General features: G+C 64.2%; 11 protein-coding genes. 6 read left to right on the forward strand and 5 right to left on the reverse strand.

Features of this window, described 5'->3' with window-relative positions:
- Positions 1–586: 586 nt before the first annotated feature.
- Together ABIB58_RS15380 and ABIB58_RS15385 are read right to left on the reverse strand one after the other, a co-directional pair.
- Entirely contained in the window at positions 587–748 is a 162-nt protein-coding gene (locus ABIB58_RS15380) for a hypothetical protein (RefSeq protein WP_354042546.1), read from the reverse strand.
- Between the two features lie 91 nt (positions 749–839).
- Positions 840–2,873 carry a TonB-dependent receptor gene (locus ABIB58_RS15385; RefSeq protein WP_354042550.1) on the reverse strand — a complete coding sequence of 678 codons (2,034 nt, stop codon included), beginning with the start codon at positions 2,871–2,873 and terminating at the stop codon, positions 840–842.
- Between the two features lie 379 nt (positions 2,874–3,252).
- Here ABIB58_RS15385 and ABIB58_RS15390 point away from each other — a divergent pair, with 379 nt between their 5' ends.
- The 6 genes from ABIB58_RS15390 to ABIB58_RS15415 all read left to right on the forward strand — a co-directional run bounded on the left by ABIB58_RS15390 (position 3,253) and on the right by ABIB58_RS15415 (position 13,165).
- Entirely contained in the window at positions 3,253–4,614 is a 1,362-nt protein-coding gene (locus ABIB58_RS15390; RefSeq protein ID WP_354042554.1) for a tyrosine-type recombinase/integrase, read from the forward strand.
- Positions 4,615–4,727: 113 nt separating this feature from the next.
- Positions 4,728–5,321, forward strand: a complete 594-nt coding sequence (locus ABIB58_RS15395; protein WP_265150954.1) for a DUF6088 family protein — start codon at positions 4,728–4,730, stop codon at positions 5,319–5,321.
- The gene (locus ABIB58_RS15400) at positions 5,314–6,351 is read left to right on the forward strand and encodes a nucleotidyl transferase AbiEii/AbiGii toxin family protein (protein WP_265150955.1); all 1,038 of its coding nucleotides are present in this window, start codon (positions 5,314–5,316) and stop codon (positions 6,349–6,351) included. Before ABIB58_RS15395 ends, ABIB58_RS15400 begins: the two co-directional genes overlap by 8 nt.
- 492 nt (positions 6,352–6,843) lie before the next feature.
- The gene (locus ABIB58_RS15405; RefSeq protein WP_265150956.1) at positions 6,844–9,342 is read left to right on the forward strand and encodes an ABC-three component system protein; all 2,499 of its coding nucleotides are present in this window, start codon (positions 6,844–6,846) and stop codon (positions 9,340–9,342) included.
- Positions 9,339–10,034, forward strand: coding sequence for an ABC-three component system middle component 1 (locus ABIB58_RS15410; RefSeq protein WP_265150957.1), 696 nt, complete (start codon positions 9,339–9,341; stop codon positions 10,032–10,034). Before ABIB58_RS15405 ends, ABIB58_RS15410 begins: the two co-directional genes overlap by 4 nt.
- Positions 10,031–13,165: an AAA family ATPase gene (locus ABIB58_RS15415; RefSeq protein ID WP_265150958.1), complete on the forward strand. Its 3,135-nt coding sequence runs from the start codon at positions 10,031–10,033 to the stop codon at positions 13,163–13,165. The genes ABIB58_RS15410 and ABIB58_RS15415 overlap by 4 nt, the downstream gene beginning before the upstream one ends.
- 159 nt (positions 13,166–13,324) lie before the next feature.
- Here ABIB58_RS15415 and tnpC read toward each other — a convergent pair whose 3' ends face one another.
- Genes tnpC through tnpA form a run of 3 tightly spaced genes read right to left on the reverse strand, consistent with a single transcriptional unit; the run spans position 13,325 to position 15,667 of the window.
- On the reverse strand, positions 13,325–14,884 hold the full coding sequence (gene tnpC, locus ABIB58_RS15420) for an IS66 family transposase (protein WP_372342828.1): 1,560 nt from the start codon (positions 14,882–14,884) through the stop codon (positions 13,325–13,327).
- Positions 14,885–14,939: 55 nt separating this feature from the next.
- Positions 14,940–15,287 (reverse strand): IS66 family insertion sequence element accessory protein TnpB, encoded by a 348-nt coding sequence (tnpB, locus tag ABIB58_RS15425; protein ID WP_265150959.1) that lies wholly within the window; start codon positions 15,285–15,287, stop codon positions 14,940–14,942.
- On the reverse strand, positions 15,284–15,667 hold the full coding sequence (gene tnpA / locus ABIB58_RS15430) for an IS66-like element accessory protein TnpA (RefSeq protein WP_265150960.1): 384 nt from the start codon (positions 15,665–15,667) through the stop codon (positions 15,284–15,286). Before tnpA ends, tnpB begins: the two co-directional genes overlap by 4 nt.
- Positions 15,668–15,975 lie beyond the last annotated feature (308 nt).

The following is a 15,975-nucleotide window of genomic DNA, read 5'->3' on the forward strand; positions in this document are numbered from 1 at the left end:
GCGCTGACCGGCCTCTTGCCAACCCCGACAACCCCAGCTCAGATCACCAAAGGACTCTCGTTATGGCTGGATGAGAAATGGGGGTCACGTCACTTCGAACAGATAGAAATCCATGCGGTCGATAGCTTGCGGATCTCCGCGCGGACCCCTTCGCCGTAGTCGCCCGCTAAAGCTAAATGTCGCTGTAGGCGAAACTGTTGGCTTCCGTGTCGAATAGAGTGTCCACGAAGACGGTCGCGGTCCGAGCTGACGCTTGGACGCTCAAGGCCAGTCTTCCCGTGCCGTAAGTGCGCATGTGATATCGCTCACGGCCGTCGAAGGTCAGGCGCGACGCGTCGACGTACGAAAGGCCGCCGTCGGCCACCACGTCCAAACGCTCACCCAGCGGACGCCGCAAGCTGAAGCCCGCAGTCACAAGGGCTCAAGCCACCGGGTTAAATCCGCATCACGACGAGAATCAAACAGCGCGCTGGGCGAAGTGATGCGTGGGTCGGCGACGGGCCCGTTGGCGAAAAAGCTCAAGTGCTTCAGAAGGACGATGAGCAAGCCGGGCTTAACAGAAAGTCGGCACGCTGCTGGAGCGCGACTAGATCCCGCCGCGTCGCATGACGACGACCACGATCAGCGTCAGAAAGACGACGGCTGCGGCCGCTATGGCGAGGGCCGTGATGCGAAAGGCGCCGCGTGTAGGCTTGTCGGGCCGGTCTTCGTAGCCGATCGGGACTTTGCGAGGTTCTTTGTCGGTCATGGGCAATCAACGCACGGAGGCGGTTCGCGTTCGCCGACGCGTGTCGTCCTTCGGCGCAACCAAGGCTGCGCCGAAGGGTCTCGAATTTTCGTCAGAAGCGGTAGGCGACGCCGACCCGCAGATTGCGGCCCGGCAGGGGGGCGATGTCCTTGAGGAAGGACACGTGTTCACGGGCTTCCTCGTCGGTCAGGTTCCGCGCCTCGGCGAACAGGGTGACGTTCTGCTGGGCGAAGGGGCGGACCGCAACCGAGGCGTTGACCAGCGTGTAGTCGTCGGTCGGCAGTTCGAATGCGTTGGCGACCCGGTCCTGTTCGCCGACGTGGCGAACCTCGGCGCTGGCGTCGAACCTGGTCGAGGTCCAAGCCAGACGTCCGGTGACGGAGTAGGGCGGGATCCGCGCGGCGGGTCCGAAGTCCGTCTGGGCGTGGACATAGTCGGCCGCGCCTTCCAGCGACAGTTTGCGATCGCCGTCCTGCCAGAGCGCGTAGGCGCCTTCCAGCTCGAAGCCATAGAACTTCGCGTCGGTCTGGACGAACCGATAGATGGGGAAGAACTCGTCCTCTTCCTCGAAATAGAACTGGTCGCCCGTCGGCCGTTCGTCGATGAAGCCGTTATACCAGGAGTGATAGACGTGCAGATCGCCGGTGAACCGGCCGCGATCATAGTGGGCGGTGCCCTCCAGCGTCGTCACCTTTTCGGAGTTCAGCGTCAGGTCGCCGGTCTCGTAGGCGGCGGTGGCGATGTGAACGCCATCGGCGAACAGCTCGACCTCGCTGGGCGCGCGCTCGTTGCGGGCCAGGCTGAGGCCCAGGAACAGGCCGGCGGTCGGGCGGATGAAGGCGGCGGCGGACGCCGACCAGTTGTCGACCTCGCGCGTGACTTCGCTGGTGCCGCCGATGGGCGTGCCGCTGAGTTCGCGCCGGTCATAGCGCAGGCCGCCCTCAAAACCATGGTTGCCGAGGTCCAGGCGCTGCACCGTATAGAGGCCCAGTTCGTCGATCTTGACGCTGGGCACGAAGGCTTCCTCGCCGATGGCCTCGAAGTTGCGCGACAGTGCCTGAACCCCGACGGCGCCGTTCCAGCCGTTGCGTTCGCGCTGGACCAGGTCCGCACGGCCTTCCCAGCCGTCGGAGTTGAAGATGGTGCCCGGTTCGCCCACGGCCTCGAACTCGGTGTGGGTGTAGTCGGCATGGCCATAGGAGCCGCGCAGGACCGAGAAGGGGCCGCTGTCGAAACGGTATTCGCCGCGCGCGTCCCACCGCTTCTGGTTCAGCTTGATGAAGACCGATTCCTCGGCGACCGTGCCGTATTCACTGTCGGTGTTCTTGTAGGAGACGCCGGCGAAGCCCTTGTCGCCGATGTAGGAACCGCCGAGGCCCCAGGCTTCCAGATCGGTATAGCTGTTGGGCTGGGTTCCGGTGTCCTCGCGCGCAAGGCCTTCGGCGGCGGCGCGCCTGGCGGAAATGGCCGGGGCGGGGATGTCATAGTCGTCGGTCTTGCGCTTCACCCCATCGACGTTGAAGGCGAAGTTTCCACTGCCGACGGTCACGCGACCAAAGGCGCTGCGGCCGTCATCGACGCTGGACGCCTGGGTGGAGACCACGCCGGACACGCCCCCCTCGGGGATTTCGGTAGGGATGCGGTCGTCCAGAACATTGACCACGCCGCCAATGGCCGAGCCGCCATAGACCAGCGTCGCGGGCCCGCGAATGATCTCGATACGATTGGCCTCGGCCGGATCGGTGGCCACGGCATGGTCGGGTGATACCGAACTGGCGTCGATCAGGCCGATGCCGTTGGTCAGCACCTGGACACGCGGGCCGCTGAGGCCGCGAATGACGGGTCGGCTGGCGCCCGGCGCAAAGTCGGTCGAACGAATGCCCGGACGCCCGCTCAGCATATCGCCAAGCGAGGCCGCCGGTGCCGTGGCCAGGGTCTGTTCGTCCATCACGTCCGTCGCGATCACCGAGGCTCGCTGGCTGATGCCATAGGGCGCGCCCGTCACGATGATATCGCCCAACTCCGTCGGGGCTTGCGGGGCCGACTGCGCGGCGGCGGCGCCGGCCAGAATCGTGGAGCCTGCCGCCGCCATAAGCAGGGATCGCGAGACGCTTGAGGGACGCATGGAAAAACTCTCAGCCGGGGGAGGAAGTAATTTGTTACGAGATAACGTCACATAGGCTTTACGCAATCAAGAACCCGACGACGATTTTGTGTCGGGCGTGTCTCCAGAGGCGCCGCCTGCGGGAGAAGAGTCGTGGACTACTTTAGAGGGGAGATGGCGCACCCGACAGGATTCGAACCTGTGACCTCTGCCTTCGGAGGGAATATCGCTGGCTCCGCCAAAAAGCGCAAGGAGCCGCCGATGACCGCCTATCCTACTGTAAAACCTAAACAATTTGCATTTTGCCTCCGCCGAACCTACTCTTCTGTTCGCCACAGTTTTCGCCCGCGTGCTTACGTGGTGCTTACGCGAGAGGAAGCAGTAGGGTCGGAGGAAGCCCATGTCTAAGCTCACAAAACGCGTCGTAGACGCCGCAGAAAGTCGCGCAAAAGATTACGTCATATGGGACGATGAACTGCCCGGCTTCGGCCTCCGCGTGTTCGCGTCCGGCAAGCGCAGCTACGTGATCCAGTATCGGCTCGGCAAGCGGTCGCGGCGCTTCACAATCGGATTGCACGGAGTCTGGACGCCTGAGCGCGCGCGCCAGGAGGCAAAGGTGCAGTTGGGACGGATCGCGCAGGGCGAAGATCCGGCTGAAGAGAAGCAGCTCGACAGCAAGGCGATCACCGTCAAGGAGCTGTGTGAGCTCTACGTTGGCGATCTGAAAGCCGGCCTCATCCTCGGCAAGGGAGGCCGCCCCAAGAAAGCCAGCACCATCCTGTCCGACACGGGGCGCATCGAGCGTCACATCATTCCCTTGCTTGGAACACGCAGGGTCAAGGATTTGGTGAAGGCGGATATTACGAAGGCCCTGAAGGACATCATGGCCGGCAAGACTCGCTGCAGCGTCAAGACGAAGAAGCTTCGCGGCCGTGCCATCGTGCGTGGTGGAGCGGGTACGGCGACGCGCACGATAGGGCTCTTTGGCGGGATACTGACCTACGCAGTCGAGGCTGGCATCATCGATCTGAATCCGGCGCACGGTGTCAGGCGGCCGAAGGACAACGTCCGGGCGCGGCGTCTGACCGAAGCAGAATATCGGCTGCTCGGCGAGATATTGCATAAGGCGGCCAAGACAGAGAAATACGAGCTATCAGTTGAGATCATACGCCAGCTCGCGCTCACCGGATGCCGGCGGACTGAGATGGTGACGCTCGCGTGGGCGGAGGCGGACACGAGCGCGAGTTGCTTGCGTCTGGTTGACAGTAAGGAGGGAAGCTCCATCCGCCCGATCGGACTCCCTGTCGTCGAGTATCTCGAAGCAAGTCGGAGGGCTCGCACAGGCACGTACGTGTTTCCCGGACACGGAGACGACAACGCGTTCGGAAGCCTTCCGAACCATTGGGAGCAGATATTCAGAGATACGCCGCTGGCCGACATCACCCCGCATGTCTTGCGGCACAGCTTTGCCAGCATCGCAAACGATCTCGGCTTCACGGAGGTGACGATCGCCGCTCTCGTTGGACACTCAAAGGGCTCGGTCACCAGCAACTACATACACACGCTCGATACAGCGCTTATCATGGCCGCCGACACGATCGCCGGTTACATCCAGGGCTTGCTCGACGGCATCGAGTTCAAGCAAACGGCCTACGCCGTGGACCGCGACTCTCGCCGCGCTGCACTCGCTCGTTTCCTTCAACAAGCCTCGGCGCCGGATGCCGGCGAGGCGCAAAACGAGCGGCCACGCGCCGCTGCGTAGCAGGCAAGGTGGCGGCGCTGCCAACCTAGGCACGCCGCTACTTGCAAGTCAGAAAAACATGTCTTATTTTCTGACATATGAAGACGGTAAGCGCCTCCGTTCCGGATCGGGTCATGACACGCGTTCGCGCTAGCGGACGTGGCAGTGTCTTCACGCCCAGCGACTTTCTCTCTGTCGCCACTCGCTCCTCGGTCGATCAGGCCCTTTCGCGGTTGGTAAAGGGCGGACAGCTCCGTCGGCTTGCGCGCGGGCTCTACGACTTCCCAAAGCTGCATCCGAAGCTCGGGCCACTGTCGCCTGCGCCGGACGATGTAGCACATGCGCTTGCTAGGGAGACCGGCTCCCAGGTGCAGATCGCCGGCGCGCGGGCAGCAAACGCGCTCGGCCTGTCGGCGCAAGTCCCGGCACAAAGCACTTATCTGACCGATGGTCCGTCGCGTCGTGTCGTGCTGGGAAAGCGCGTCGTAGATCTTCGCCACGCCTCGCCCAAGCATCTGATCGCACCGGGCAGCCCCGCCGGGACGGTGGTTCAAGCGCTTCGCCATGTTGGCCCCGTTCGGGCGGCTGATGTCGCGCAGGTTGCGGCGCGCCAGCTGTCGGCCAGCGACAAGAAGACTCTGGCCTCAACCGCCCTTCAAGCCCCTGCCTGGATGAGGCCAACGCTCGTATCGATCGCCAACGCATCGATGGCCAATATCGATGGATGATGTCGCCCGCCTTCCCAGCGCCGATCGCGCAGCTCTCTTCGGGGAGACCGGCGCCGGCCGAGGCGTCGCCGACACGATCATCGAAAAGGACTTCTGGGTCTGCTGGAGCCTGAAGCGCCTGTTCGGCATGCCGAAGGGCACCACGGCAAGCCTCGTCTTCAAGGGCGGCACATCGCTCTCCAAGGCGTTCAACGCCATCCGTCGGTTCTCCGAGGACATCGACCTATCGTTCGACCGGGCCGAACTCGGATACACCGGCGAGCGCGACCCCGAGAAGGAGGGGATCAGCAGGAAGCAGGCGGCCCGACTTATCGACGACCTGGTGGGCGACGTCGAGCGGCACATCGCCGAGAAATTTCTCCCGGCGCTTCGTGCCGCGATCGTCGAACAACTCGGCGAGCCAACCAACGGCGAGTGGTCGCTGGAGGTAGACGCCAACGACGCCCAAACCGTCAACTTCCATTATCCGACCGCGCTGCCTGCTGCCGAATACGACGGCATGGCTTACATCACCCCGCGGGTAAAATTCGAGCTCGGCGCGCGGGGCGATCCCTGGCCGACCGAGGAGAAAGTCATCCGCCCCTATGCGGCCGACGACTATCCGGACTTCTTCACCGATCCCGACGCCAGCGTGACCGTGCTGTCAGCGCGGCGGACCTTCTGGGAAAAGGCGACCGCGCTCCATGCGGAGGCGCACCGCCCCGCCCAGTCACCGACGCCGCCGTATTTCTCGCGGCACTATTACGATCTCGCCATGCTCCTCCACACGGACGAGGGCCAAGCCGCCGTTGCCGATCTCGACCTGCTAGCGCAGGTGGCGCAGCACAAAGCCACCTTCTTCCGTTCAGGCTGGGCCAGCTACGAAACAGCTCGGCCAGGCACGCTCCGGCTGATGCCGGACGACGCACGGGTTAAAGACCTCCGAGCCGACTATCGGGCTATGGCGCCGATGATGTTTGACCAGACACCGCCGTCATTCGATGAGATACTCGCGAAAGTTGCCGCGCTTGAAGAAACGATCAACAGCTAGCTCAAGGCTGTCCGCAGGCCCGCCAGTTTCAGAGCCTTACATTACCAACTTATGCCCAATGTAAAGAAGATGCGTAGGGAAAAGCTGCCGGCAGGCAGCCTTCGACGGTTTGAATACGAACTTGTATCTCTATCAAGAGTGACAAGGACCAAAACTGCCAGTGACACTCTGTTCAACTTGAGGCGGCATTCATGTGACAAGGTCGGCATTATGGTCTGCCGCTGATAACTGGCCGTTACGGTATAGGTCCAGATGCTCGGTATAAGCAGGAATGAGTAAAGTTGGGCGGTAGGCGCCAAGCCGGTTACAGTGACTTCGTGAGACTCATCAGAATCTTGCGACCTCCGGGGTTCCTCCTCATAAGTGAGTGCGCCGACTGTCGCAGCGACGCGGCCGGAGGGGGGAGCGGATTGTCGACCATGTGTGCGGGAACTCACGCCATTATCTTGGTGCCGGTACGGCAGGCGCGCATGTCTGCGGGAGCGCGCTGCGTTGGCTGACGCTCTGCTTGCCCAAGACATTGTAGACGGCGCGACGGTGCGCGACCGGCCGAACCTGTTCGTGATCGGCAGTTTCGACCGGCGTATCACCTTTTACTCCCAGCAAGTGCGGGCGCTGTCGCTGGTCCACGCGCTAAAGGAACTCGGCTATCTCCACGCTAATCCGCGGATCGCCGTCATTGGCGGCGGTGCGGCCGGTGTAACCGCTGCAGCTGCCGCGGCGCTCGTCACCGGGTCGCAGGTCGTCCTTTTCGAGTCCGCTGATGCACTGCTGCCCCTGCAGTCGACGACCGATCGCCGGCGGCTCGATCCGCATATCTACGATTGGCCAGCGCACTACACGACCGACCCCATCGCTGACTTGCCGATCCTGGACTGGGAGTCCGGGACGTGCCGCGCCGTGCGCGACGATGTCCTGCTAGGGTTCGAAGACATTGTCGTCAGGCTGGCGCCGCGCCTCGAGCGACGGCTGCGCCATCGGGTCACCGGGCTGACGCGGACGGCGGACGGCTATCAGCTCGATGTCACCGAGCTCAATGCCCCGGCGCCAGGCGCGGAGCTGCACGAACAATTTCACATGGTGTTTCTTGCTGTCGGGTTCGGGCTTGAGCCCGGCGAGCCGCTACCGGCAATACAAAGCGCCAGCTACTGGACCGATGCCGGCGTTCCGGTCGCCGAGTTCGCAGGCCGGCCGACGCCGCGGTTCTTCGTCAGCGGTGCGGGCGATGGCGGCCTGATCGATTTCGTGGCCGCGGGAGCGCGCGATTTCGATCATGCCGGGATGATCCGGCTGATCTCCGAACATCCCGGCATCGCGGCGCTGAAACCGGCCCTTGCCGCAATCGATGTGCGCGCCCGCGCCGAGGATGCCAATGGCGCCCGCTTCGATTTCATGGCGGCCTATAACGCTGAGCTGCTACAGCCGCTCACTGATATCGGCCTCGTTGCCGCGGTCGCCCAGCAACTGCGACCTGGCGTGCAGCTGACGTTCCAGACCCAGCATGCCGAGCTGTTCGACGTCTCCACGGCAACGCTCAATCGGCTCGCTGCCTATCTCACCATCAAGGCGTGCGCCGGTGACGCCCAGCGGTCGTTCCGGCATCTGCATTGCGGTGTCGTTGCGCGGATCGACGCCCCCAATCCAGCTCCGGTCGTTGCCCCGTTCTGGCTTGATTGCGCCGGGGAGACCGTCGCGGCGGATGCAGTGATCGTTCGGCGCGGGCCGCAGCGCGATGTGGTGCGAGCGCCCTTTGCCGAGCACCTGGCGACTTTCGACGTGACCCATAAGGAATGGCTTGCCCGCCACGGCGAGGCGACGCTCGTCCCGAAATTGTCGGCACCAGCGCGGTCCTTGTTCAGGGAAGCGGCACGCAGTGCGGATATCCTCGCGCCGCGGCTTCAGCGACTTGCCGCCAACCAGCTTCCCATATCGGTGCAACTGCTGCGCGAAGGCGCGAACATCCGCTGGTCCGGCGCGGTTCCGGCGGACCAGCTCATCCGATCGTGGAGCGAGCAACAGCCCTTCGAAATCATCCTGTCCGATGCTCCCGACGCGCTGGGCGCGGTTGCGGGCGCGGTGCTGCGGGTCGCCTGCCATAGCGGCAATTGCCGGCTCCATGCCGCGCCCGGACTGTGGAGCCAGCTCGTCCGCGAGCTCAGCCTGGAATCGCCGCATGCCGAAGGGATGGCGATGCCGACGATCGTCGCCGGTAATCCCGGCGGCGCCGCCCAGGATCCAGTGCCGTTGCCGCCCGACATTCTGGCGCGCCGGATTCACCGGGTGCTCGATGCCTGGCTGCTCGAGCGACTGGACGCGCATCTCCAGCCGTTCTTCGCGAGCAACGCCGATCCCGGCCGCCCGATCAACGTGAAGATCGCGCAGGATCTTCGCGACGCCATGGCCGCGACATGGGCGATCTGGCATGCATCGTTCACCGACGACCCGGCCCTGCTCAATCACTTCCTGCGCCTGATGATCTGCGCAGTCGACGAGGACGACCATCGCGACGCGGCACAGATCCTGGTCGGTCCCAGCAAATGGCCGGTGATCCTGCGCGGCACCGCGGTCGCGCTTGCCATCGCCGCAGCCTGGGATGCTACGTCGCCGAAGAGCGCCAGACCGGGCAATCTGGTGCGCCTGCGTGACGGCGACAGCGAATGGGCCGGTCATGGCTGCGCGGCCGATATGATCAATGGTGACGAGATGTCACTGTGCGCCGCATCGTTCATGTGGCAGACCCAGTTCGTCATCCTCGTCGTCAAAACTGCGATCGAGGTCAGCCGAATCGCCGAGCGGCCTTTCGCTCAGATCGACACCGACCAGCCGGGGCTTAGCGATACGGACGGGTCTGGTCCGGTGATCATGTCGATCAGTCGCGATTTCATCGACGCGGCCGCGGCGGGCCTGGCCGAGCTGCGCACTCTGCTGGCAGTAGTCGAGGCGCGGCATTTCGAGGCGCTCGAGAAGACGATCATGAAAGGCGCGGCATGACGGAGAGTGCGACGCTGTCACCCGGACTGGCGGACTTCGCGGAGCGGCTACGCAAAGCCGCGCTGGCGCTCGACCTCGAGGTGGAGGATCGGCCCGAGCTGGCGAGCGCGACGTTCAATGGCGGATCGACCAAGTCGACGACGCTCAGCCCGACCGATCTGCCGGCAGAGAGCCATGCGATCCGGATCGACCGCTTCAACATCGTGCTGGGCATTCTCCCCGAGGTTGCTGCGATGGAAGCGGTGCTTGAGACCTTGCGGCGCTGCCGCAACCAGTGCGTCGTCGCACGCTCGTTCCTCGGGACCAACGAGACGCTGGATCTTCAGCTGATGCTGCTTGGTCCCCGCGCGAGCGAGCGGCAGGAAGCCTGGCGCGCAATGGCGTTGATGGTCGAGCGCGACGACCGGGTCGCGCGCAAGCTCGCATGGCTGCGACCCGAAGATCCGCTAAATGACGCCGAGAGTTTCGCCGAATTCCTCAAGCGCACTTTCCTTGCCCGGCCGTGGGTCCATGCCGAAGGCCAATTTGAGGACGTGGCGCTCGACGCGCTGAGCGGGACCGGTGCGACCGCGCCGGGTCTGCCGCGGACGACGGCGGACGAATGGGAGCGGATCGCGCTCGACGAGAAGAAGACGCCGGATGATATTGTCGCGGCGTTGGTCAAATCCTGGGAGCGGAGGGGACAGGCATGAGCGAGATTTTCCTCTCCCGCATTGCGATCAGAGACTTCCGGACCTTCGGCGACTTCGCGATCGACATTCCAGCAGCACCCGGTCTTGTTCTGCTCACCGGGACCAACGGCCTTGGCAAAAGCAGTTTCTTCGATGCAATCGAATGGGGACTGACCAACAAGATCCGGCGGTTCGAACCCTATATCAACAAGGGTCGCAAGAAGCTTGTCGAGAAGGACTATCTCACGCGCCGGGGCGCCGAGCCCGGATCGCATAGCGTCGCGCTGACCTTCTCGGACGGCGACGTCGTCGAGCGCAGCGCCACCAGGGGTACTATCATGGCGGATATCGTCGCGCAGCTTGCGCGGCCTGATCGCCGCACAATCAACGATCTTGGGACCTATCTCGCCCTCACTCATTTCCTTGGCCAGGCGGCGCAGCAGCGGTTCACCAGTCGCGACCCGCAGGACCAATGGCAGGCGCTCAAAGGGCCAAGCGGCATCGACCGGCTCGAACGGATTCGCGCTGGGCTGAGGGGGCGGCCGACCATCGCCGCCTTCACGCGGCGGCACGACGCCGAACAGGCCGTGGTTGCCACGCTCGATCGGGAGATCGCAGACTGGCAAGGATGGATGACGCGGCTCGACCGGCTCCGCGCGGCCGCACGCGCCACGGGCGTGTTGACGGCCGACGAAGTTGCTGTGCGGATCGACCAGCTCGAGCGCGACCTGCAGCAGCTTGCGGCAGGTCAGCCGCTTGCCGTCACCGGCGAAGGCGTCGCGGCACGCCTCGCGGCGCTCGGGGAGCGGATTGGTGACGCACTGCGGACGGCCGGCGAGCGCAAGACAGCCCTGGAGGCGCTTTCCGACATGCCCGCGCAGTTCGCGGTCAGCCAGTCGGAGGGACGGCTTGACCATCCGACGCTCGTCCGGTTGCGCAGCGTCGTCAGCGACGCGCAGGCGCGGCTTGATCGGGCATCGCCGCTCGTGGGTTCCGCCAATGACGCGGTGATCGCGCAGAATGCCGCAATCGCCACGATCGACCAGAATATTGTGGTGCTCGATGCGGCACGAACCGATCTCGCTCGCCGCGCCCAACTTGCCGCATTGGTGTCGACCGAGCAGGAGGATCGAACGACGCTTGCCGACGCAATCGCGGCGCACCGCACGATGATTGCGGAGGCCGACGCAACGATCAGCCAGCATAGCGGGGCCAGTGCCGAAGTTGCACGGCTACGGAGCCTTGCCGCGTCAGCCCGGGCGCTCAATGAGGCAATGGCGGATTGTCTTGACCTGGAAGGCCAGTCCGGCGCCGCCGAGGCCGCATTGGCGCAGGGGCGTGAAGCCGCCGCGCGTGCTTCGGCGGAACTGACGCCACTCGACACGCAGCTGGCAGAACTCGACGACAAGATTGCGGACGCTCAGCGCGAGCGCGCCGAGGCCGACCGACATGCGTCGGCGATCAGCGCAGCCTTGTCACAGCTTGCCAGTCACATCCATGAGGACGACACCGACTGTCCGGTGTGCCGCACGCAGTTCGAACCGGGTGCCCTGAAGGCGCTTGCCGATGCCGCGGCGTCGGGGAGCGACCGTCGCCTCGCGCACGCCGATGATGCGCTCGAGGCTTTGCGGAGCACACGCCCCGCGCTCAGCGATGAGATCCGTCGCCTTCGCGGAATCGTGGCGGCGGTCGATGGACTCGAACGGAGCGCGAGAGCAGCGGCTGATGCCGTCACGAATGCGCGCGCCAGCATCGGCCAGACGCTCGCGACGACGCCCGAAAGCAACCTTGCCGCGCTGGCCGCGGCCCGATCGCGCGATGCGGATATTGCGCTTGGAGCCGCAGAGGTTGCGCTCGAACCTTTGTCGGCGAGCGCGGCGGCGGCGACCGAACAGCGGTCGAGCGTTGCGGCCGATCTTGAGGATCTGATCGCGCGCGACAGTCAGTCCGGAACACGATTGGCGCAGTATCAGGCGGAGGACAAGGCGTGCGCCGATCGCATCGCGGCGCGCAATCTGTCGAACGCCACGATCGGTGAGATCGAGGCCAGATTGACGGCGGAGCGCGAGCGTGGCGAAGACGCGCGGAGTCGTCTGGCACAACTGACCGAAGCGGCGAGCACCGCCACCGCAGATGTGCAGCGCGAACAGGCGGCACTCGACCTTGCGCAGCGCGAACTTGCTGCGGCCGAGGTGACGCGCGGGACCTCTGAACAGGCGGCGCGGCAGATGCAGCAGCGCTGGACGCGCGCTGGCCTCAACGACATCCCGAGCCAGGCGGAACACGATCGCGGTCTGTCGGCGATCGATGCGGTGCTGACGGGGTTGCGGTCCCTCGCCGAACGCCAACTCGTGCTTGCCCGCGACAATGAAGATGCGCTGCTGCAGGGCGAAATCGACGAGATTCTCGCGTCGATGCGGGCGACCGGAGGCGACGATGGTGTCAAGGATCCGACGGCGTATCTGGCAGCGCTCAAAATGAAAGTAGAGGCAGCGCGGGCGGCGGTCAAACTCACGACTGCGGCGCGCAATGCGGTGAAGCGCTATTCGGAGGATCTTCAGAAGCAGGCCGACGATTTTTCGGCACGAGTGCTCGATCCGCTCAATACGGTGATCGACGACTTCAACGAGGCGATGCTGAGCACGCCGGGTGAAAGCATTCAGTTCAAGGCCGATACGAGGGTCGATGCGACCAGCTTCGGGATGGCGCTGCGCTACCGCGAGAAGGTCGACAATGCCATCGAGACGAAGAAGGATCTGCCTCCCCAGGTCGTGCTGAGCGAGGGCCAGCTAGCCGCAAACGGTTTCAGCATCCTGTGCGCGGCGAGCACGGCCTATCAATGGTCACGCTGGCGTGCGCTGCTTCTCGACGACCCGCTGCAGCACAACGATATCATCCATACGGCCGCCTTTGTCGATGTAATGCGCAATATGGTTGAACTGAGCGGCTATCAGCTGATCATGTCGAGCCATGATCGCGGCGAGAGCGAGTTCATTACTCGCAAATTCGATGCGGCCGGCCTTCCCTGCGCCACAGTCTTGTTGACGGCACCGTCGGATAAGGGCGTGGTTTGGAACGCGCCAGAGTATAACCAAGCCGCGGCACGGATTTTGAGGCGGGACGCGCAGCCGCCAACCGTAAGCAGCGCCTGACGCGGCTGAGAGGCCGCAACGTTAAGTGCGATCAGCTCTTCCGGTCAATGACCTTACGACCGCTTTCGGGATCGCTCCGACCCCCACTTGAACGGCTAAAACTAGGGCGCTTAACTGCTGGACGGCTTTCCTCTGTGAGCGTGGGCTGGAGACCGCAGATCAGGCGGCTTGGGCGATCGGTTGCTGATCTGGCCGCCAGTTCCAGGGCATGAGTTCATCCCAGCGGGCAGCAGGCCAGTCACCAGCGATCTTGGCGATGACATCGGCAATATAGGCCTGCGGTTCGAGGCCATTGAGTTTGGCGCTCTCGATGACGGAGTAGACAGCAGCGGCGCGATCGCCGCCCGCCTTTGAGCCAGCGAACAGCCAGTTTTTACGGCCTAGGGCAACGCAGCGCATGGCGCGCTCCGCAATGTTGTTATCGATCTCCAGACGCCCATCATCGAGGAAGCGCGTGAGCGCCACCCAGCGCTTGCGGCCATAGGCGATCGCCTTGGCCATCTCGGACTTGGGCGAGAGGCGGCGCAGGGCATGGTCGAGTGCCTGGCGGAGATCGTCGATCAATGGCTGGGTGCGGTCCTGCCGGCTTCGTCGTCGGATCTCCGGCTGATGGCCACGAACCTCTGCCTCGATCTCATAGAACTCGCCGATGCGTTCCAGCAGCTCAGTGGTGAGCGGCGTCGGCTTGGTGGCGTGGATGTCGAATATCTTCCGCCGGAAATGCGCCCAGCAAGCAACCTCGGTGACGCGGTTCGTGTCGTAAAGCTTGTCATAACCGGCATAGCCGTCGGCCTGGAGATAGCCGGTGAAGTTGGCCAGCTGGCGCTGGGGATGCGTGCCTGTGCGATCGGTGGTGAACTCATACCAGACCAGCGAGGGGGTCGTGGCGCCGGAGCCGCGATCATCGACGGCGTAAGCCCAAAGCCTGCCGGTGGCCGTTTTGCCGCGGCCCGGATCAAGCATGGGAACCGGCGTATCGTCGGTATGGATCTTCGAGGCGGTCAGGCCGACCTCCCGAATGCGACTGACGATCGGATCGAGCAGCACTGATGCCTGCCCGACCCAGCCTGCCAGCGTTGAGCGATCGATCTCGATGCCCTGCGCCGCCATGATCTGGGCCTGGCGGTAAAGCGGCAGATGATGGTCGAATTTGGAAACAACGACATGGGCCAGCGTGCCAAAGGTCGCTTTGCCACGGGCAATGGCTTTTACCGGCGCGTGCGCCTGGATGATCTTCTCGCAGGACCGGCAGCTATACTTGGGCCGTATGGTCCGCACGACACGCCACTGCACCGGCACGGCATCGAGCATCTCGTCGCTATCCTGTCCCAGCGGCCGCAGCCTCCCGCCGCAGTCGGGACAGGTGCAGGTGCCTTGCTCAGGCTCGATCCGCTGTTCCTCCCGCGGCAGATGGGCGGGCAGCGCGCGAACAGGCACTGACCGACCGCCATCTGCCGGATCCGCCCGCCGCGCGGCAGCGACGATGGCCTCGCCTTCGAGTTCTTCGAGGGCCAGCTCAAGCTGTGCGATCTGGGTATCGAGCTTCTCGGACGACTTGCCGAACTGCATCCGCTTGAGGCGCGCGATCTGCACGCGCAGCGTGTCGATCAGGATGTCGCGAGCAGAAATATCGGCGCGGGCGGCCGCCAATGCCGCTTCAAGCTCGGCGATCCGAGCGTCTTTATCAACGGTGGAAAGGCCTGCGTCCGACACCGCGATCCTATAGCGAAATACCCGCCACGATGCCAGAAAAAGCGCCAGAAAATGGGTGTTTTTAACCCGCGAGTGACGGGGTGAAAGTGCGTTCCGGCCGCCGCCAATCTATGCCTTCCAACAGCATAGAAAGCTGAGCCGCCGTCATCACCACCGATCCAGTCTTCGTCGATGGCCACACGAACCGGCCCCGGTCCATCCGCTTGGAGAAAAGGCACATGCCCTGACCGTCATACCAGAGCAGCTTCACTAGATCGCCGCGCTTGCCGCGAAAGGCAAACAGCGCGCCGGAATGGGGACTTTGCTCCAGAACCTGCTGCGTCATCACGGCAAGGCCGTCAAAACCTTTGCGCATGTCCGTCGCCCCGCAGGCCAGGAATATCCGCGTGGAGGGCGGCAGCGCGATCATCGCGTCAGGATACCGATCACCCGCGACAGGGCATCGGCGTCGACCGTGGCGTCCACGCTCACCCTGATGCCCGACGGCAGTTCGATGCCGATCACTCCATCGCTGCGCGCGGCAACCGCCGGCGCGGGCAAAGCCAACTGCTCGCTGACCTGCACCTCCGCAAATGCAGTCCCGATCGGCTTGCGCACCCCGCCAAGCTCACCGGACATCGCCTGGCGCCGCCATGTGTAAATCGAGCCGCTGCCGACATCATGGCGCTCGCAGGCCGAGCGCACGCACCCCTCGGGGCCAAATGCATCCCGCAGCACGGCGAGCTTCTGCTCTACCGTCCAACGCCTCCGGCCCGATACCCGGCTGACGATCTCTATCCGACTACTCATACGACCGCTCGTATGAGTAGTCGCTGCGCCGCTCGCTGAATCCTCAATCTCGTCCGACACCGGCCACCCCGCTCAAAGAGCGGCAATCATCCCGGCGAATGGGCGCTGCGCAAGGCGGCCGCCAGAGCCCGCTTACTCCGGCCCGATACCCGGCTGACGATCTCTATCCGACTACTCATACGACCGCTCGTATGAGTAGTCGCTGCGCCGCTCGCTGAATCCTCAATCTCGTCCGACACCGGCCACCCCGCTCAAAGAGCGGCAATCATCCCGGCGAATGGGCGCTGCGCAAGGCGGCCGCCAGAGCC

It is taken from the genome of Brevundimonas sp. UYEF29 (assembly GCF_040546195.1).
Taxonomy (GTDB): domain Bacteria; phylum Pseudomonadota; class Alphaproteobacteria; order Caulobacterales; family Caulobacteraceae; genus Brevundimonas; species Brevundimonas huaxiensis.